This is a genomic window from Erwinia billingiae Eb661 (assembly GCF_000196615.1).
Lineage (GTDB): Bacteria > Pseudomonadota > Gammaproteobacteria > Enterobacterales > Enterobacteriaceae > Erwinia > Erwinia billingiae.
In genome coordinates this window covers 857,337-875,310 of sequence record NC_014306.1, presented here as the reverse complement: position 1 = coordinate 875,310, position 17,974 = coordinate 857,337, and the positions used below count along the sequence as shown (strand labels likewise).

Sequence of the window (17,974 nt, the reverse complement as noted above, 5' to 3'; positions counted from 1 at the left end):
CTGACTTTATGCCCACACCAGATTTGGTGCTCTGAAGGTCACTGGCAACTCGGCTTCGTCCTCGAACGTTGCCCATTCCCAGGCTTCTTGCTTAGCCAGAACCGCCTGAAGCAGCTTGTTGTTTAATGCATGACCTGATTTATAGGCAGTGAATGCGCCGATAATGTTGTGGCCACACATAAACAGGTCACCAATGGCATCCAGCATTTTGTGACGGACGAATTCGTCTTCAAAGCGTAAACCGTCTTCGTTCAATACGCGGTAATCATCCACCACGATTGCACAGTCAAAGCTGCCGCCGAGGCACAGGCCCCGGGACTGCAATGCTTCGATATCACGCATAAAGCCGAACGTACGGGCACGACTGATCTGACGCGCAAAGGCTTCAGCAGAGAAATCCATGCTGTAGCGCTGTGAACCGGAATCGATCGCCGGATGGTTAAAGTCGATGGTGAAATCCAACTTAAAACCGTTGTGCGGCGTAAATTCGGCCCATTTGTCACCATCTTCAACCCGGACTGGCTGTTTGATGCGGACAAATTTCTTCGCAGAATTCAGTTCTTGGATGCCTGCGTCCATCAGCAGATAAACAAAGGGGGCGGCGCTGCCATCCATAATAGGAATTTCTGGCGCGTTCACTTCCACCACGATGTTATCGATGCCCAGACCAGCAAGTGCTGCGTTCAGGTGTTCGACTGTCGAAATACGCACGTCATGCTCATTAACCAGGCAAGTACAGAGCATGGTATCACGCACGGATTTGGCATCAGCCGGGAAATCTACCGGTGGATTCAAGTCAGTGCGACGATAGATGACCCCGGTATTAGCCGACGCGGGGCGCAACGTCAGCGTGACTTTTTTGCCGGTATGTAAACCGACTCCAGTCGTCTGAACGATACGTTTTAATGTCCGTTGTTTGATCATCGTATTATCTCGCAAAATTACTCATCCGACCGCCAGTATAACTTACTGACGGGCGAACATTTTAACACAAAGAGCGGAGAATCCCAATTCTCAGGAAATTCCTAATCCGCCTGCTTACGCAGGAAGGCAGGAATATCAAGATAATCAGGCTCTTTGTTAGTCTGCGTGCTCGGATCGTTGACCACTTTAGCGGCGGGTTTCTGCTCCTGTGGAAGCGGTGCCATACCGTGCTGCTGGTAACGGTGATCCATAACAGGCTGAGTCTGCTGCTGCTTGTTGGTGACCAGGGTAATCTCTGGACGCTTGTCCATGCCAATACCGGTAGCCACGACGGTTACACGCAGTTCGTCGTTCATTTCCGGGTCCAGCGAGGTACCGATAACCACGGTCGCATTGTCAGAAGCAAACGCACGAATGGTGTTACCCACCGTTTCAAACTCATCGAGACGCAGGTCGAAGCCCGCGGTGATGTTAACCAGCACACCACGCGCGCCAGACAGGTCGATATCTTCCAGCAGTGGGCTGGAAATCGCCATTTCGGCTGCTTCTTCTGCACGGTCTTCACCGCACGCCACGCCAGAACCCATCATCGCGTAGCCCATTTCGGACATCACGGTGCGCACGTCAGCAAAGTCGACGTTCATCAGGCCAGGACGGGTAATCAGTTCGGCAATACCCTGCACCGCGCCTTTCAGCACGTCGTTCGCTGCGCCAAACGCGTCCAGCAGTGAGATACCACGGCCGAGCACTTTCAGCAGCTTGTCGTTTGGAATAGTAATCAGTGAATCGACATGCTTGGACAGCTCAGCGATACCCTGCTCGGCGAATGCCATGCGCTTCTTGCCTTCAAAATTGAAAGGCTTGGTCACCACAGCAACCGTCAGGATACCCAATTCTTTTGCAACTTCAGCGACAACTGGCGCTGCACCGGTACCGGTACCGCCGCCCATGCCTGCAGCGATGAACACCATGTCTGCACCATCAAGTGCCTGACGCAGTGCTTCACGGTCTTCTTCTGCCGAGTTGCGACCCACTTCCGGGTTCGCGCCGGCACCCAGACCTTTGGTAATACCATTACCAATCTGGATAGTCTGGCCAACCGCAGTCTTACGTAACGCCTGCGCGTCCGTGTTTACTGCGAAGAACTCAACGCCTTCGATGCGCTCACGCACCATATGCTCTACGGCGTTGCCGCCGCCGCCGCCGACGCCGATGACTTTAATCACCGCGTCATTGGTTAATTCCATTGGTTCAAACATAATTTCTCTCCGTTATGTGCCTGTCGCCTGGAGATCATAAAAAGTCTAGCATGATCCCCTTTTCTCTAAATTAAAACTCTTTTCTCAGCCAGCTGTTGATTCGTTTGAACCAGTTGCCCACTGAGGCTCTTTTTTCTACATCCGCCTCACCGTTAAGGTGTGACTCTTTTCCGTAGTGCAGTAAGCCAACCGCTGTTGAGTAGTAAGGCTCCTGCGCGTAATCCGTTAATCCTGTGATGTTTAACGGCTGTCCGATACGCACCTGCGTGTGGAACACACGCTGGGCGCAAGCCGCTAATCCTTCAATTTGTGCTGCGCCACCGGTCAGGACGATACCCGCTGCCAGATGGTGCTTAACGCCCTGTTGGCGAAGCTGTTCCTGCAACTGCAGGATCTCGTCATTGACCAGATTCAGCAGTTCGGTGTAGCGAGGTTCGATCACCTCTGCCAGCGTCTGACGTTGCAGACTTCTCGGTGGACGTCCACCGACGCTTGGCACTTCGACGTTTTCGTCTTTACCGACGATGGAACCCAGCGCGCAACCGTGGCGTACTTTAATCGCTTCCGCATCGGTCGGCGGTGTGCCAAACGCATAAGCGATATCGCTGGTGACAACATTACCTGCATACGGGATCACCTTGGTGTGACGCAGCGCGCCTCCGGTGTAAACCGCGATATCCATGGTGCCGCCGCCAACGTCCACTACGCAGACGCCCAGCTCACGCTCATCTTCAGTCAGCACCGCAAAGCTGGATGCCAGACCGGCGAAAATCAATTGGTCAACTTTCAGGCCACATCGTTCAACGGCTTTTACAATGTTTTTCGCCATATCGTTGTGACAGGTGATCAAATGCACTTTTGCCTGCATTCTCACGCCGGACAAGCCGACCGGATTTTTGATCCCTTCCTGATAGTCGATCGCATATTCTTGCGGAATAACATGGAGGATGCGGTGCTCGTCACGAACACGGACGGATTTGGCGGTGTGTACCACGTTCTCCACATCTTCCTGTGTCACTTCCTCTTCGGAAATAGGAACCATCCCTATTTCGTTCTGGCAACTGATGTGTTTGCCCGATAATGCAAGGTAAACCGACGAAATCTGGCAATCAGCCATCAGCTCAGCCTGGTCGATCGCGCGCTGAACACATTTGACCACGGATTCGAGGTCGTTCACCCCGCCTTTATCCATTCCGCGGGAAGGACAGCTGCCCACGCCAATGATATTGACCATGCCATCCGGCAGAATTTCCCCTACCAAAGCGGCAACCTTCGCGGTGCCAATCTCGAGTCCAACTACCAGTTTTCTGTCCGTCGACTTGATCATTGTTGTTTAACCTGTGCCTGATTCTGTTGCTGATTATTGTCGGGGGTCTTAATTTCTGCCGGTGCCCATCCTACTGCCGCGCCAGAGTCATACCGCAGATCCACGTAAGTGATACGTTTGTTTTCTGCCTGTCCCTGCTGCTGCAGCGTGGGGTAGAGCTGAATGAAACGTTTCAAACGCTTCATATCTTCGTTGCGTCCCAGTTCCAGACGGACATCATCGCTCAACACCAGTTGCCAGGACCGCCTTGCGGTCATCGACGCCACCTTCAATTTAAATTTGCTTGCCGCCAGCAGATCGCTCATCTGGTGATAGCCGGTCAGCACTTCTGTTTCGCTCCCTTCCGGGCCATACAGCATTGGCATCTCTTCCTTGCCAATGTGGTTAGCCGGCACGGAGAATGACTTTCCGTCTGCATCAACCATATGCAGGTCGTTCCAGCGCGCAACGGGCACATACTCAACCAGGTGGATCTTCAGCTCGTCAGGCCATTGCTTGCGCACGCTGACCTGCTGGATCCACGGCAGACGTTCAATTTGCTGCTGGATGACGTCGACATCCTGGGACATAAACGTTCCCGGCGCGCCCAGCGACAAAATCGCCTGGCGAATATCGTCGTTGGTGGTGTAATGCGTCTGCCCGGTGACCACCAGCTTTGACAGCGGCTGCCTTGAGGCATCATCCATCCACTTCACCACCACAAATCCGGCGGCGAACACCACGCCAAGCACGATCGTCAGAAAGATGATGCCTGCCAGTCTGGAGCCATTACTGCGCCCGGATCGCGCTTTTTCCTGCGCCTCGCGGTTTCGAACATTCAGAGCAGCCTGGGACATATCAGTCCGCCAGCTCCAGAATGCGCGCGACCAGCTGGGAGAAACTCAACCCCGCCTGCTTACCCGCCATCGGCACCAGACTGTGCCCGGTCATGCCTGGGGAAGTGTTCACTTCCAGCAGGTAGAACTGACCGTCGCCGCCCATCATCACGTCTACACGGCCCCAGCCGCTACAACCTAATGCGCGCCAGGCTTTAATCACGATATCGCTCAGTTCAGCTTCCTGTTCAGCCGACAATCCGCTTGGGCAGAAGTATTCAGTATCGTCAGAAAAGTATTTTGCTTCATAGTCATAGAACTCAGAAACCACCTTTATGCGGATTGAAGGCAATATTTCATCGCCAATCACCGCTACGGTGTATTCCGGGCCGCTTAAAAACGCTTCGACCAGCACATCGTCGTCATGGCGGAACGCTTCAACCAGCGCAGCCTGAAGCGTGTCAGCGCTGTTGACCCGGCTGATGCCAACGCTGGAACCTTCGCAACTCGGTTTTACGAAAACCGGCAGGCCCAGCGCGGCGATTTTTGCTTCCGTCTCCGGCGTCAGTCCGGCGTCCATTTCCTTACGGGTCAGCGCCACATACGGAGAGACCGGAAGACCGCAGCCCTGCCAGAGGAACTTGGTACGCAATTTGTCCATGGTAATGGCCGACGCCATTACGCCGCTGCCGGTGTAAGGGATGGACAAGAACTCCAGCACGCCCTGCAGCGTGCCGTCTTCGCCACCGCGACCGTGCAGCGCGATAAAGGCTTTATCAAAGCCCTCTTCTTTCAGGCGCATCACCGGGAAATCACGGATATCTACCGCATGTGCATCAACACCGGCTTCAATCAGCCCGGCCAGCACTGCATTACCTGACATCAGCGAGACTTCTCGCTCCGCAGAGGTGCCACCCAGCAATACCGCTACTTTCTCAGCCATGATGTTCCCCTTCTTTATTCTGCAATTGTAACTTTTGCTCTGACAGCGTGCGGGCAATACGGCCGACGTTGCCTGCACCCTGAATCAGGATTAAATCGTTGCCGGACAGTTTTGGTGCCAGCATATCGAGCACCGCATCGTGGTCAGAGACCAGGATTGGATCCACTTTGCCACGGCCACGAATGGTGCGACAGAGTGAACGGCTGTCCGCGCCGGGGATCGGTGCTTCACCGGCCGGATAGACATCGAGCATCAGCAACACATCGACCTGAGACAGCACGTTAGCGAAATCGTCATACAAATCACGCGTACGTGAATAGCGGTGCGGCTGGAACACCATCACCAGCTGCTTGTCCGGCCAGCCCGCACGGGCGGCTTTAATGGTGACATCCACTTCGGTCGGATGGTGGCCGTAATCATCAACCAGCATCGCCGTACCGGCAGTGCCGTTGGCCGCCTGCACCGGGTATTCACCCAGGAAGTCAAAGCGGCGTCCCGTGCCCTGGAAGCTCTCCAGCGCACTGAGGATCTCTGCATCTTCGATGCCTTCTTCAGTTGCAACCGCAACCGCTGCCGCCGCATTCAGCGCGTTATGACGGCCCGGCGCATTCAGGGTCACGTGCATCAACGGCTTGTCATGACGGACCAGGGTGAAATGTCCCTGAGCGCCATTCTGCTGGTAATTTTCTACCCGGACGTCAGCATCCTCGCTGAAGCCGTAGGTGGTGATATGGCGGCTGATACGCGGGATCAACTCGCGGATCACCGCATCGTCAATGCACAACACCGCACGGCCATAAAACGGCAGATTGTGCAGGAAGTTCACGAACGTCTGTTTCAGGTTCTCAAAGTCGCCATGGTAAGTATCCATATGGTCGGCTTCGATATTGGTCACAATCGCCACCATCGGCTGCAAATGCAGGAAGGAGGCATCGCTCTCGTCGGCTTCAGCAATCAGATAACGGCTGCTTCCCAGACGGGCGTGTGTGCCGGCGGCTTTGACCAGGCCACCGTTGACGAAAGTCGGATCCAGTCCGCCTTCCGCATAAATGCTTGAAACCATCGCGGTGGTGGTGGTTTTACCGTGCGTGCCGGCAACGGCGATGCCGTGGCGGTAACGCATCAGTTCAGCCAGCATTTCTGCGCGGCGGATCACCGGGATACGCGCTTCACGCGCGGCAACGACTTCAGGGTTATCCTGAGACACCGCGGTAGACACCACCACCACGCTGGCGTCACTGACGTTCTCAGGGCGATGGTTGAAATAAATGGTCGCACCCAGGTTGCTCAGATGCTGAGTCACCGCATTCGGCGCCAGGTCGGAACCACTGATTTCATACCCTTCATTGGCCAACACTTCGGCAATACCGCCCATGCCAGCACCACCGATGCCAACAAAGTGAATGTGCCGGACGCGACGCATCTCGGGCACTATGGAACGCAGTTTTGCCAGTTGTTGTGTATTCATCTCTTCTGCCTGTCGCTACCTTTCAGTATCGTGTTGCGGACCGGAATGCTCCGGGCCTGAAATTCTGTTAAAGCGCAGCTTTACTGACTTCCGCTGCAACCCGGTCGGTCGCATCGGGGATCGCTACGGCACGCGCTTTTTCTGCCATTTGCAGTAAAGTCGGTCGATCCCAACGGGCCAGCGTGTCTGCCACACCCTCCGCAGTAAACTGCGGCTGTTCATAAATTTTGGCGGCGCCCGCCTGCTCCAGCGGTATCGCATTCCAGTACTGCTGGCGGTCTTTATGCTGAAACGGTACAAAAATCGCCGGTAAGCCTGCGGCGGCGACTTCACTGACCGTCAGCGCACCTGAACGGCAAACGACGACGTCTGCCCAGGCGTAGGCCGCAGCCATATCGTCGATAAATTCGGTGACTTTATGCTGCGTCAGGTTCAACTGCTCATAAACCTGATTCACGCCTTCCAAAGCGCCCTTCCCTACCTGGTGCCAGAGGGTAACTGAGTCACCCAACAGCGCCGCAACCTGAGGCATGGTCTGGTTCAGCACCCGCGCGCCCTGGCTTCCGCCGATGATCAGCACGCGGATCGGGCCGCTGCGGTTGGCCAGACGTTCAGCCGGTAACGGCAGCGCCAGCACATCGGTCCGCACCGGGTTGCCAACAACGTCCGCATTGGGGAATGCGCCGGGGAATGCCTGCATCACCTTTTTGGCAATTTTCGCCAGCCATTTGTTGGTCAGGCCGGCAATACCGTTCTGCTCATGCAGCACCACCGGGATGCCGCAGCTCCAGGCCGCTAAGCCACCCGGACCGGAAACGTAGCCGCCCATCCCCAGTACCACATCCGGCTTGTAGGCCTTCATGATGGCTCTGGCCTGACGCACCGCGTTGAAAATACGCAGTGGCGCGGTGAGCTGCGCCTTCAGGCCTTTACCGCGCAGGCCGGAGATCCGGATAAAATCGATGTCGATGCCGTGCTTAGGAACCAAATCGGCTTCCATACGATCCGCCGTGCCCAACCAGCGAACCTGCCAGCCCTGATCCATCAGATGATGCGCAACCGCCAGCCCGGGGAAAACGTGCCCACCGGTTCCGCCAGCCATGACCATCAGTCGCTTCCCTTTCATCGACTACCCCGCGTAAACGCCTGCGCTTTTGCCAGACGCGTTTCATAATCAATACGTAACAAAAACACGATGGCAGTCGACATGATGATCAGACTCGAACCACCGTAACTGATCAGCGGCAACGTCAGACCTTTGGTCGGTAACATGCCCGCTGCAGCGCCAACGTTAACCAGCGCCTGGAAGCTGAACCACACGCCAATCGAGCACCCAAGGAAGCCGGAAAAACGCTGGTCAAGCTCAAGCGCACGACGACCAATGGACATCGCGCGAAAAGCGACGAAGAATACCATTAACAGGGCTAAAACCACACCGATATAACCCAGTTCCTCACCGATTATGGAGAAGATAAAATCGGTATGTGCCTCCGGCAGATATTCCAGTTTCTGCACTGAATTTCCCAGCCCCTGGCCCCAGAATTCCCCACGACCAAAAGCCATCAGAGACTGGGTCAGCTGGTAGCCACTGCCGAACGGATCTTCCCAGGGATTCCAGAAGGACGTGACGCGGCGCATACGGTACGGTTCGGCCACAATCAGCAGGCAAACCGCGAAAATACCGGAGCCGATGATCGCCAGGAACTGCCAGAGTTTGGCTCCGGCGAGGAACAGCATCGCCAGCGTGGTGACGAAGAGCACCACCACCGTACCCAGGTCAGGCTGAGCCAGCAGTAACACCGCCAGCACCACCATCACGCCCATCGGCTTACAGAAGCCCCAGAAGTTGTTACGCACCTCTTCCACCTTGCGCACCAGATAGCTTGCCAGGTAGCAGAATAACGACAGCTTGGAGAGCTCTGCGGGCTGAATACGCAGCGGACCCAATGCAATCCAGCGTGAGGCGCCGTTGACCGAGCTGCCCACCACCAGCACCACTAACAGCATCACCACCGTCACCAGCAGCATGATGTTGCTGTAACGCTGCCAGAAATCCATCGGCACGCGCAGCGTTACCAGCGCCATGCCGACCGCCAGCGCAATATAGAACGCATCACGCTTGGCAAAGTAGAACGGATCGTCAGACAAACGCTGACCGACCGGCATTGATGCCGAGGTCACCATCACAAACCCAATGATCGCCAGACCGATGGTCAGCCACAGCAGCGTGCGATCATAAAGAACCATCGAGCTGGCGTCGCTCTCGCGTGGGCCCATCACCCAATCTTTCAGACGATTCGTGACGCCACCGGCAAGGCTTAATCCTGGTAAACGCATCAGCCAAGCTCCTTTGCCAGTTGAGTGAACGCGTCGCCGCGCCGCTCGAAGTTTTTAAACTGGTCCAGGCTGGCGCAGGCTGGGGAAAGCAGCACCATATCGCCCGGCTTGACCTGCGTGGCGATCTGCTTCATCGCGTCTGCCAGCGTTTCTGTGCGTACGGCGATTTCAGGACGCAGTTCAGCCAGCGCTTGCGCATCACGACCAAAGCAGTAAGTGCGGACGTTATCGCCCTGCAGGTAGCGGGTCAGCGGGCTGAAATCAGCCGACTTGCCATCGCCACCCAGCAGCAGCCACAAGGTGCCCTGCACCTGCAGTCCGTTCAACGCCGCTTCGGTACTGCCGACGTTGGTGGCTTTAGAGTCGTTAATCCAGCGCACGCCGTTACGATCCAACGCAATCTGGAAGCGGTGCGCCAGCCCGCTAAAGGTGGTTAAGGCTTTCAGGCTGGATGCCAGCGGCAGACCAACGGCCTCAGCCAGTGCCAGCGCAGCCAGCGCATTGGTCTGGTTATGCTGTCCAACCAGCGTCATGTCGCTGGTTTTCATCAGGTTGTCACCCTTCACGTTCAGCCAGCTCTCGCCAGATTCCGTTGCGAGGTGATAATCGCCGGCGTTGATGCCAAAGCTGACGCAGCGCGCATCCAGTCCACGGACCGGGAAGGTCATCGCATCATCGGCGTTGACCACGCAGACGGCAGCGTTTTCATAGACGCGCAGTTTGGCGGCACGGTACTGCTGCATGCCTAACGGATAGCGATCCATATGATCTTCAGTAACATTGAGGATCGTTGCCGCGGCGGCCTTCAGGCTGGCGGTTGTTTCCAGCTGGAAGCTCGACAGCTCCAGCACATACAGTTGAGCCGGTTGCTCCAGCAGCATCAGCGCAGGCAAACCAATATTGCCTCCCACGCCAACCTGCCACCCGGCCGCCTTCGCCATATCGCCCACTAAGGTGGTCACGGTGCTTTTGCCATTGGAGCCGGTGATCGCCACGATCGGCGCCTGGGCTTCACGGCAGAACAGCTCGATATCCCCGACGATTTCCACACCCGCTTGCGCGGCATCCATTAACGACGGATGCGCCAACGCCATACCCGGGCTGGCAACGATCAAATCAGCGGCCTGCAACCAGCTGTCATTCAGCGAACCCAACCAGCGCTCAACGCTGGCGGGCAGTTTATCGAGGCCCGGCGGGGCGACACGGGTATCCATCACGCGTGGCGTCACGCCGCGCGCTAAAAAGAAATCAACACAGGAGAGCCCGGTCAGGCCCAACCCGATAATGACCACTTTTTTACCCTGATAGTCAGCCATTGTTACCGCACCTTCAGTGTTGCCAGGCCAATCAGCACCAGCATCAGAGAAATAATCCAAAAGCGCACAATCACGCGCGGTTCCGGCCAGCCTTTAAGTTCGTAATGGTGGTGGATCGGCGCCATACGGAAAATGCGCTGACCGCGTAATTTGAAGGAACCCACCTGCAGGATCACCGACAGGGTTTCAACCACGAACACGCCGCCCATGATCACCAGCAGGAATTCCTGACGCAGCAGCACGGCAATGGTGCCCAGCGCGCCGCCCAACGCCAGAGAGCCGACATCGCCCATAAAGACCTGCGCCGGATAGGTGTTGAACCACAGGAAACCCAGACCGGCTCCGACGATCGCCGTACAAACGATCACCAGCTCGCCGGCATGGCGCAGATAGGGAATGTGCAGGTATTCAGCAAACTTGACGTTACCCGTTGCCCAGGCGACCAGCGCAAAACCGGCGGCGACAAACACGGTCGGCATAATGGCCAGGCCATCGAGGCCATCGGTCAGGTTAACGGCGTTGCCGGTGCCGACAATCACGAAGTACGCCAGCACCACATAGAACAGGCCCAGCTGCGGCATGATGTCTTTGAAGAACGGCACCACTAACTCAGTGGCTGGCGTCCCTTTACCGGCGATGTACAACCCGAAGGCGACACCCAGCGAGATCACCGACATCCAGAAGTATTTCCAGCGGGCGATCAGCCCTTTGGTGTCTTTACGCACCACTTTGCGGTAGTCGTCGACAAATCCGATGATGCCGAAGCCGACTAATACCACCAGCACGCACCAAACGTACGGATTAGAAGGATAAGCCCACATCAGCACGGATACGGTGATGGAAAACAGGATCATCACCCCGCCCATCGTCGGCGTGCCGCGTTTGCTGAAGTGTGATTCCGGACCGTCGTTACGGACGACCTGGCCAAAGGACATTTCCTGCAGACGGGCGATCATTTTCGGCCCCATCCACAAAGAGATAAACAGGGCGGTCAGCAGGCTGACAATGGCGCGAAACGTCAGATAGGAAAAGACGTTGAAGCCAGAATAAAAAGTGACCAAATGTTCGGCCAGCCAGACTAGCATGTTCCTTTCTCCTGTAAGCTCTGTACTACCTGCTCCATGGCGGCACTACGCGAACCTTTGACTAAAATAGTGATGACGTCATGCTCAGCGAGCAGCGTCTGCAGACGTGCCGTAACGGCCGCCTTGTCTTGTAAATGCTCTCCTGCGCCGCTGGCTTCACTGATAAGGTGACTCATCTTGCCAACGCTCAGAACTTTATCGATTCCTGCCAGCCGTGCGGCTTCGCCCACTTCGCGGTGGCACTCTTCTGCCTCATCGCCCAGCTCGCCCATATCGCCTACCACCATCACGCGGTAACCCGGCATCTCGGACAGCACCTGTGCGGCAGCCGTCATTGAACCGACGTTGGCGTTGTAACTGTCATCCAGCAGCAGTTTGTTCTCAGCCAGCGCTACCGGATATAAACGTCCCGGTACGGCCTGAAGATGGCTTAATCCCTTCTGGATAGCGCTTAATGGGGCATCGACCGACAATGCCAGTGCCGCAGCGGCCAGCGCATTGGCAATATTGTGGCGTCCCGGCAGCGGGAGCTGAATGGCGATGCTGCCAGCAGGCGTGATCATCACGAAGTGCGTACCGCTGCTGGTGACCTTAACGTCGGTCGCGGAGAAGTCGCTGTCAGCTTGCGGCGCGGAGGAAAAACGCCAGACCGTTTTGCTGTGCAGGGAATGCTGCCAGTGCGGCCAGTCATTGCTGTCTGCATTGAGGATCGCCGTGCCGTTGATTGGCAATCCCTGGAAAATTTCGCCTTTGGCTTTAGCCACACCCGCCAGCGATCCAAATCCTTCCAGATGCGCGGCCGCCAGGTTATTCACCAACGCCGTTTCTGGACGGGTAATTTCTGTGGTGTAGGCAATTTCGCCCTGGTGATTGGCACCCAGCTCGACGACTGCATATTGATGCGAGGCATTCAGGCGCAACAGGGTCAGGGGCACCCCAATATCATTATTCAGGTTTCCTGCGGTATAGAGCGTCTCGCCACATTCACGAAGAATGGCGGCCGTCATCTCTTTCACCGAGGTTTTACCTGAGGATCCGGTCAGAGCTACCACGCGCGCGGTGGATTGCTGACGCACCCAGCCGGCCAGCTGACCCAGCGCGATGCGGGTATCAGCCACCACGACCTGAGGCACAGCCACAGTTACGTGCTTACTAACCAGAAGTGCGGATGCACCGGCTGCCATCGCCTCACCCACAAAGTCATGGGCATCAAAACGTTCACCCTGTAGGGCGATGAACAGGCAACCCGCGCTGACTTTGCGAGTATCAGTGGTGACTTGATCGACGGACAGGTCACCACCGAACAGTTTGCCGCCAGTTAAGTCGGCCAGCTTTTGCAGAGTCAGTGTAATCATGCGATCACTCCCAGCAGACGGGCGACCGTAATGCGGTCTGAGTAGTCCAGTCGGCGGTTGCCAACTATCTGATAATCTTCGTGGCCTTTACCGGCCACCAGCACGATATCGCCTTCCTGCGCCTGCATCACCGTGTTAGTGACCGCTTGCGCACGCCCTGGCATAACGCGGGCGCGACCGGCATCCAGCAGCCCGCTCAGAATATCGGCGACGATTGCTGCCGGATCTTCGCTGCGCGGATTGTCATCGGTGATCACCACCACGTCAGAGAATTGCTCGGCGATAGCACCCATAAGTGGGCGCTTACCTTTGTCACGATCGCCGCCGCAGCCAAAGACGCACCACAGTTTGCCTGTACAGTGCAAACGCGCAGCTTCCAGCGCCTTTTCCAATGCATCCGGCGTGTGGGCATAATCCACCACCACCGTCGGCTTGCCTGGTGCACTAAACACTTCCATACGGCCCGTCACCGGCTGCAGTTGATTGCCGGTGGCAATCAGCGAATCCAGCGGATAACCCAGCGCCAGCAGCGTGCCTAACGCCACCAGCAGGTTACTGACGTTGAACGCGCCCATCAGGCGGCTCTCAATTTCCCCTTCGCCCCAGCTGGAATCGAAGCGGATTTTAGCGCCGTTGTCGTGGTAATCGACTTCTGTCGCCTGCAGCCAGCGGCCATGGCAGCCGGGATCAATGTTGTCTTCCATGGTGACCGCGACCGCATCCGGCAGCTTCTGCAACCAGCGGCGACCGACTTCATCATCGGCATTGACGATGATCTGGCCGACCTGATGTTCAGAGAACAGCAGCCATTTCGCGGCTTCGTAGCGCGCCATATCACCATGATAATCAAGGTGGTCACGGCTCAGATTGGTGAAAGCGGCCGCGGCGAAAGGCAGTGCCGCAACGCGATGCTGTACCAGACCGTGCGAAGAGATCTCCATCGCCGCCAGCGTCGCGCCCTGCTCAACCAGTGAGTGCAACGTTTGCTGAACCTCAACCGCAGAACCGGTGGTGTTTTCTGCCGGAACAAGATGGCCGTACAGGCCATTGCCCACGGTACCCATCACCGCCCCGGTTTCACCCAGTAACTGGCCCCATTGCGCCAGCAGTTGCGTCGTCGTGGTCTTACCGTTGGTGCCGGTCACACCAATCAGACGGAGCTTATCGCCCGGCTGCTGGTAGAAGCGTCCGGCCAGCGCCGATAAACGCTGCGAAAGCTGTGCGAGATAAATCACCGGCACGCCGTGCATTTCGGTGATGTCGCCATCTTCAGCTTCACCCTCTGCATCGGCTATCACTGCGGCAACGCCCTGGGCGATAGCTTGTGGAATAAAGCGGCGACCATCGGCCGCATGACCTTTAATCGCGACGAACAGATCGCCGGACGCAGCCTCGCGGCTGTCCAGGATCATTTCATGCAGCGCCCGCTCAGGTGCTCCAGGCACCCACGGGGCCAGTAAGTCGCGCAAACTACGATCGGTCACTGGATCCCTCTCTTCTGTTCTCTACCATCTCGGTTTTTTCCGTCGGTGTCGGTGGCAGCGCATCCGGTTCAATATTCATGGTGCGCAGTACGCCGCCCATGATCGCGCCAAACACCGGTGCAGAAACTGCACCACCGTAATATTTGCCACCCTGTGGATCGTTAATCACCACAACCAGCGCAAAACGAGGACGGCTTGCAGGTGCAACACCTGCGGTATAAGCGATGTACTTGTTAACGTATCCGCCATCCGGCCCGACTTTCTTCGCGGTACCCGTTTTAATGGCGATACGATAGCCCTTGATGGCGGCCTTCACGCCGCCGCCGCCCGGCAGAGCAACGCTCTCCATCATATGCATGACGGTGCGGACCAGCTCTTCAGGGAAGACGCGTTCACCCGCCACCGGCGGATCAACTTTGGTAATAGACAGCGGGCGCAGAACGCCATAACTGCCAATCGTTGAGTAGACTCGCGCTAACTGTAACGGCGTTACCATTAGCCCGTAGCCGAAAGAGAAGGTGGCCCTCTCTATGTCAGACCACCGTTGTTTTTGAGGATATAAGCCACTGCTTTCTCCGACCAACCCCAAATTGGTCGCCTTACCCAATCCAAAGCGTGCGTAAGTATCTACTAACGCTGAGGATGGCATCGCTAACGCCAGCTTTGAAACACCGACGTTACTCGATTTCTGCAGAACCCCGGTCAGGGTCAGTTCGTTGTAGCGCGCCACGTCTTTGATTTCATGGCCATTGACGCGATACGGAACGGTATTCAGCACGCTGTTTTCTTTCACCACGCCACGTTGCAGCGCGGTCATCACCACCATCGGTTTCACGGTAGAACCCGGTTCAAAGATGTCGGTGATGGCGCGGTTACGCATCACGTCTTTGGTGGTGCCAGTGAGATTATTGGGGTTGTAAGCCGGGCTGTTCGCCATTGCCAGCACTTCGCCGGTGTTGACATCAACCAGCACTGCGGTGCCGGACTCGGCTTTATTGAAGGCCACCGCGTTGTTGAGTTCGCGATAGACCAGCGCCTGTAAACGTTCGTCGATGCTCAGCGCGAGATTATGCGCAGCACGACTGTCGACCGAGGAGATGTCTTCAATCACGCGGCCGTGACGGTCTTTACGCACCGTTCGCTCACCCGGTTGGCCGGTCAGCCATTTATCGAAGCTTTTCTCAACGCCCTCAATCCCCTGGCCATCAATATTGGTAAAACCGATCAGGTGCGAGGTGACCTGGCCTGCCGGATAGTAACGGCGTGACTCTTCGCGCAGGAAGATGCCGGGCAGCTTCAGTTTTTTGATGTAATCGCCAATGGCAGGATTGACCTGGCGCGCCAGATAGACGAAGCGGCCTTTCGGATTGGCGTTGACTCGGGCGGCAAGCTGGTCCAGCGGAATGGACAGGGCATCCGACAGCGCTTTCCAGCGGCTATCAAGAGTAATACCGCCCTTATCGTGAAGTTCTTTCGGGTCAGCCCAGATAGCATTGACCGGCACGCTGACCGCCAGAGGGCGTCCGGCGCGGTCGGTAATCATGCCGCGAGACGTTGGCACCGCCTGCACGCGAAGCGAACGCATATCGCCTTCGCGCACCAGTTTGTCCGGGTTGATCACCTGCAGATAAGCCACACGGGAGAGCAGGAAGACCAAACCAAGGAAAATGCAGCCGCACAACAACGCAAAACGCCAGCTTACAAAGCTGGCCGGATTCTCGCTGCGTTTAACCTTCTTGTTGCTTGCGGCTTTCATTCAGTCCCTTAAGGTTGTACCACGATGTTTTCCTGCGATGGATCGACATGCTGCATTTGCAGTTTTTCCGTTGCCGTCCTCTCAACCCGGCTGTGATCACCGAGGGCATTCTCTTCCAGGATCAGGTTGCGCCATTCGATATCCAGCGCGTCCCGCTCCAGCACTAACTGTTCGCGCTGTGCGGTGAGCAGGCGCGTTTTATGCGCCGTGGTCACCACTAACACCGCTGAGATCAACACAGCGACAGCGAGGATCACCGGGATTTTACCGTGGCGAAGGATATCGCCGCCGATCACGCCCGGTAAGCTGTGTCGCTCGTTGCCAATCATGACGCCGTCCTCTCTGCGACGCGTAAGACAGAACTGCGGGCGCGTGGATTCTCTTTCACTTCCTCGTCACCCGGCATCATTTTGCCGAAGGCTTTGAGGTGGCGCCCACCCAGCTTAGCCAGCTGCGCTTCGGTCATCGGGATCCCGGCGGGGACCTGAGGTCCGCGACTCTGCTCGCGCATAAAGCGTTTAACGATACGGTCTTCCAGTGAATGGAAGCTGATCACCGATAAACGACCTTCCGGTGCCAGAGCCGTCAGCGCGCCTTTCAAGGCCTGCTCAATCTCTTCCAGCTCGCTGTTGACCCAAATGCGGATCGCCTGGAAGCTGCGGGTCGCCGGGTGCTTAAACTTGTCTTTCACTGGCGTGGCGGCGTAGATCACATCCGCCAGCTCTTTGGTGCGCGTCATCGGCTGTTCGCGGTTGCGTTCAACGATGGCGCGGGCAATACGCTTGGCAAAACGTTCTTCGCCAAAGGTCTTCAGCACAAAAGCAATATCGCTCTCTTCAGCCTGCAGTAACCACTGCGAAGCCGACTGTCCTTTGGTGGGATCCATGCGCATATCCAGCGGTCCATCACGCATAAAGGAGAACCCGCGTTCGGCATCATCCAGCTGCGGCGATGACACGCCAAGATCCAGCAGAATGCCGTCGATCTTGCCGGTCAGGCCGAGTTCGTCGGCATAGTCTGCCAGCGCGGAAAAAGGGCCATGGATGATCTGGAAACGTGGGTCAGTGATCTCTGCGGCGGCGGCAATCGCCTGCGGATCGCGGTCTATGGCATAGAGACGACCGTGCTCTCCCAGTTGAGAGAGGATCAGGCGCGAATGTCCACCTCGTCCAAAGGTGCCATCGAGATAAATGCCGTCAGATTTAATGTTGAGGCCATTTACCGCCTCATCTAACAGCACCGTGGTATGTTTGAAATTATCCTGCATAGCTATAGTGACAAATCCTGCAAACGCTCAGATAACGGTTCCTGAGTCGACTGCTCTGCGTCAATATCCTCCCTGACTTGTTGATACCAGGTCTGTTCATCCCACAGCTCAAACTTGTTGAACTGTCCAACCAGCATCACTTCTTTGGTCAAATTCGCATGCTGACGTAGCGTTGTGGCTACCAGCAAACGACCTGCATTATCCATCTGACACTCGCTGGCATGTCCCAGTAACAGGCGCTGTACGCGGCGTTCGGCCGGGTTCATGCTCGATAAGCGGGCCAGTTTACGTTCAATAATTTCCCATTCGGGCAGGGTATAAAGCAGCAGGCATGCCTGGTGAAGGTCAATGGTACAAACCATTTGCCCTTGTGATTCCCCGATCAGCGTTTCGCGATAGCGCGTGGGTACGGCGAGCCGTCCCTTGCTGTCGAGATTGACTAACGTTGCCCCACGGAACATGCCAGCCTCACCCTCCAGTTACCCCTGTTCACCACTTTACACCACAATTTCCCACCAAAGGAGTTTACGGAGCGAAGGAAAACATTGTCAAGGCGCAGCAGAGGTTGGAGAGAATTATTTCTGAGCCAGTTAAAACTGGAGGGAGTTAAAAAGAACGCGGTCTGGTCAGGAATTTAA

The 17,974-nt window shown here is 56.5% G+C and carries 16 protein-coding genes; all 16 read right to left on the bottom strand.

What is annotated here, in order from left to right:
- Positions 1–6: 6 nt before the first annotated feature.
- Positions 7–924 (bottom strand): UDP-3-O-acyl-N-acetylglucosamine deacetylase, encoded by a 918-nt coding sequence (gene lpxC, locus EBC_RS05265; protein WP_013200762.1) that lies wholly within the window; start codon positions 922–924, stop codon positions 7–9.
- Between the two features lie 101 nt (positions 925–1,025).
- On the bottom strand, positions 1,026–2,183 hold the full coding sequence (gene ftsZ, locus EBC_RS05260; RefSeq protein ID WP_013200761.1) for a cell division protein FtsZ: 1,158 nt from the start codon (positions 2,181–2,183) through the stop codon (positions 1,026–1,028).
- 70 nt (positions 2,184–2,253) lie between these two features.
- Entirely contained in the window at positions 2,254–3,510 is a 1,257-nt protein-coding gene (gene ftsA / locus EBC_RS05255; protein ID WP_013200760.1) for a cell division protein FtsA, read from the bottom strand.
- Positions 3,507–4,346 carry a cell division protein FtsQ gene (gene ftsQ, locus EBC_RS05250; protein ID WP_013200759.1) on the bottom strand — a complete coding sequence of 280 codons (840 nt, stop codon included), beginning with the start codon at positions 4,344–4,346 and terminating at the stop codon, positions 3,507–3,509. Before ftsQ ends, ftsA begins: the two co-directional genes overlap by 4 nt.
- A gap of 1 nt (position 4,347) precedes the next feature.
- On the bottom strand, positions 4,348–5,268 hold the full coding sequence (locus EBC_RS05245; RefSeq protein WP_013200758.1) for a D-alanine--D-alanine ligase: 921 nt from the start codon (positions 5,266–5,268) through the stop codon (positions 4,348–4,350).
- On the bottom strand, positions 5,261–6,736 hold the full coding sequence (murC, locus tag EBC_RS05240) for a UDP-N-acetylmuramate--L-alanine ligase (protein ID WP_013200757.1): 1,476 nt from the start codon (positions 6,734–6,736) through the stop codon (positions 5,261–5,263). Before murC ends, EBC_RS05245 begins: the two co-directional genes overlap by 8 nt.
- 67 nt (positions 6,737–6,803) lie before the next feature.
- Positions 6,804–7,862, bottom strand: coding sequence for an undecaprenyldiphospho-muramoylpentapeptide beta-N-acetylglucosaminyltransferase (gene murG / locus EBC_RS05235; RefSeq protein WP_013200756.1), 1,059 nt, complete (start codon positions 7,860–7,862; stop codon positions 6,804–6,806).
- Positions 7,859–9,073, bottom strand: a complete 1,215-nt coding sequence (ftsW, locus tag EBC_RS05230; protein ID WP_013200755.1) for a cell division protein FtsW — start codon at positions 9,071–9,073, stop codon at positions 7,859–7,861. The genes murG and ftsW overlap by 4 nt, the downstream gene beginning before the upstream one ends.
- Positions 9,073–10,389 carry a UDP-N-acetylmuramoyl-L-alanine--D-glutamate ligase gene (murD, locus tag EBC_RS05225; RefSeq protein WP_013200754.1) on the bottom strand — a complete coding sequence of 439 codons (1,317 nt, stop codon included), beginning with the start codon at positions 10,387–10,389 and terminating at the stop codon, positions 9,073–9,075. The genes ftsW and murD overlap by 1 nt, the downstream gene beginning before the upstream one ends.
- Positions 10,390–10,391: 2 nt before the next feature.
- Positions 10,392–11,474 carry a phospho-N-acetylmuramoyl-pentapeptide-transferase gene (gene mraY / locus EBC_RS05220; RefSeq protein WP_013200753.1) on the bottom strand — a complete coding sequence of 361 codons (1,083 nt, stop codon included), beginning with the start codon at positions 11,472–11,474 and terminating at the stop codon, positions 10,392–10,394.
- Positions 11,468–12,829 carry a UDP-N-acetylmuramoyl-tripeptide--D-alanyl-D-alanine ligase gene (murF, locus tag EBC_RS05215; RefSeq protein WP_013200752.1) on the bottom strand — a complete coding sequence of 454 codons (1,362 nt, stop codon included), beginning with the start codon at positions 12,827–12,829 and terminating at the stop codon, positions 11,468–11,470. The genes mraY and murF overlap by 7 nt, the downstream gene beginning before the upstream one ends.
- Complete coding sequence (gene murE, locus EBC_RS05210) at positions 12,826–14,313, bottom strand: UDP-N-acetylmuramoyl-L-alanyl-D-glutamate--2,6-diaminopimelate ligase (RefSeq protein ID WP_041691904.1); 1,488 nt, start codon at positions 14,311–14,313, stop codon at positions 12,826–12,828. Before murE ends, murF begins: the two co-directional genes overlap by 4 nt.
- The gene (locus EBC_RS05205) at positions 14,300–16,069 is read right to left on the bottom strand and encodes a peptidoglycan glycosyltransferase FtsI (RefSeq protein WP_013200750.1); all 1,770 of its coding nucleotides are present in this window, start codon (positions 16,067–16,069) and stop codon (positions 14,300–14,302) included. The genes murE and EBC_RS05205 overlap by 14 nt, the downstream gene beginning before the upstream one ends.
- 8 nt (positions 16,070–16,077) lie before the next feature.
- Positions 16,078–16,398 (bottom strand): cell division protein FtsL, encoded by a 321-nt coding sequence (gene ftsL, locus EBC_RS05200; protein WP_013200749.1) that lies wholly within the window; start codon positions 16,396–16,398, stop codon positions 16,078–16,080.
- The gene (rsmH, locus tag EBC_RS05195; RefSeq protein WP_013200748.1) at positions 16,395–17,336 is read right to left on the bottom strand and encodes a 16S rRNA (cytosine(1402)-N(4))-methyltransferase RsmH; all 942 of its coding nucleotides are present in this window, start codon (positions 17,334–17,336) and stop codon (positions 16,395–16,397) included. The genes ftsL and rsmH overlap by 4 nt, the downstream gene beginning before the upstream one ends.
- A 2-nt stretch (positions 17,337–17,338) precedes the next feature.
- Positions 17,339–17,797: a division/cell wall cluster transcriptional repressor MraZ gene (gene mraZ / locus EBC_RS05190; protein ID WP_013200747.1), complete on the bottom strand. Its 459-nt coding sequence runs from the start codon at positions 17,795–17,797 to the stop codon at positions 17,339–17,341.
- Between the last annotated feature and the right edge of the window lie 177 nt (positions 17,798–17,974).

Excerpts from the sequence above, each read along its gene's own strand:
- ftsL (WP_013200749.1), bottom strand. The coding sequence starts at position 16,398 with ATGATTGGCAACGAGCGACACAGCTTACCGGGCGTGATCGGCGGCGAT.
- ftsW (WP_013200755.1), bottom strand. The coding sequence starts at position 9,073 with ATGCGTTTACCAGGATTAAGCCTTGCCGGTGGCGTCACGAATCGTCTG.
- ftsA (WP_013200760.1), bottom strand. The coding sequence starts at position 3,510 with ATGATCAAGTCGACGGACAGAAAACTGGTAGTTGGACTCGAGATTGGC.
- EBC_RS05205 (WP_013200750.1), bottom strand. The coding sequence starts at position 16,069 with ATGAAAGCCGCAAGCAACAAGAAGGTTAAACGCAGCGAGAATCCGGCC.
- ftsQ (WP_013200759.1), bottom strand. The coding sequence starts at position 4,346 with ATGTCCCAGGCTGCTCTGAATGTTCGAAACCGCGAGGCGCAGGAAAAA.
- ftsZ (WP_013200761.1), bottom strand. The coding sequence starts at position 2,183 with ATGTTTGAACCAATGGAATTAACCAATGACGCGGTGATTAAAGTCATC.
- rsmH (WP_013200748.1), bottom strand. The coding sequence starts at position 17,336 with ATGCAGGATAATTTCAAACATACCACGGTGCTGTTAGATGAGGCGGTA.
- murF (WP_013200752.1), bottom strand. The coding sequence starts at position 12,829 with ATGATTACACTGACTCTGCAAAAGCTGGCCGACTTAACTGGCGGCAAA.
- murD (WP_013200754.1), bottom strand. The coding sequence starts at position 10,389 with ATGGCTGACTATCAGGGTAAAAAAGTGGTCATTATCGGGTTGGGCCTG.
- lpxC (WP_013200762.1), bottom strand. The coding sequence starts at position 924 with ATGATCAAACAACGGACATTAAAACGTATCGTTCAGACGACTGGAGTC.
- mraY (WP_013200753.1), bottom strand. The coding sequence starts at position 11,474 with ATGCTAGTCTGGCTGGCCGAACATTTGGTCACTTTTTATTCTGGCTTC.
- murG (WP_013200756.1), bottom strand. The coding sequence starts at position 7,862 with ATGAAAGGGAAGCGACTGATGGTCATGGCTGGCGGAACCGGTGGGCAC.
- EBC_RS05245 (WP_013200758.1), bottom strand. The coding sequence starts at position 5,268 with ATGGCTGAGAAAGTAGCGGTATTGCTGGGTGGCACCTCTGCGGAGCGA.
- murC (WP_013200757.1), bottom strand. The coding sequence starts at position 6,736 with ATGAATACACAACAACTGGCAAAACTGCGTTCCATAGTGCCCGAGATG.
- mraZ (WP_013200747.1), bottom strand. The coding sequence starts at position 17,797 with ATGTTCCGTGGGGCAACGTTAGTCAATCTCGACAGCAAGGGACGGCTC.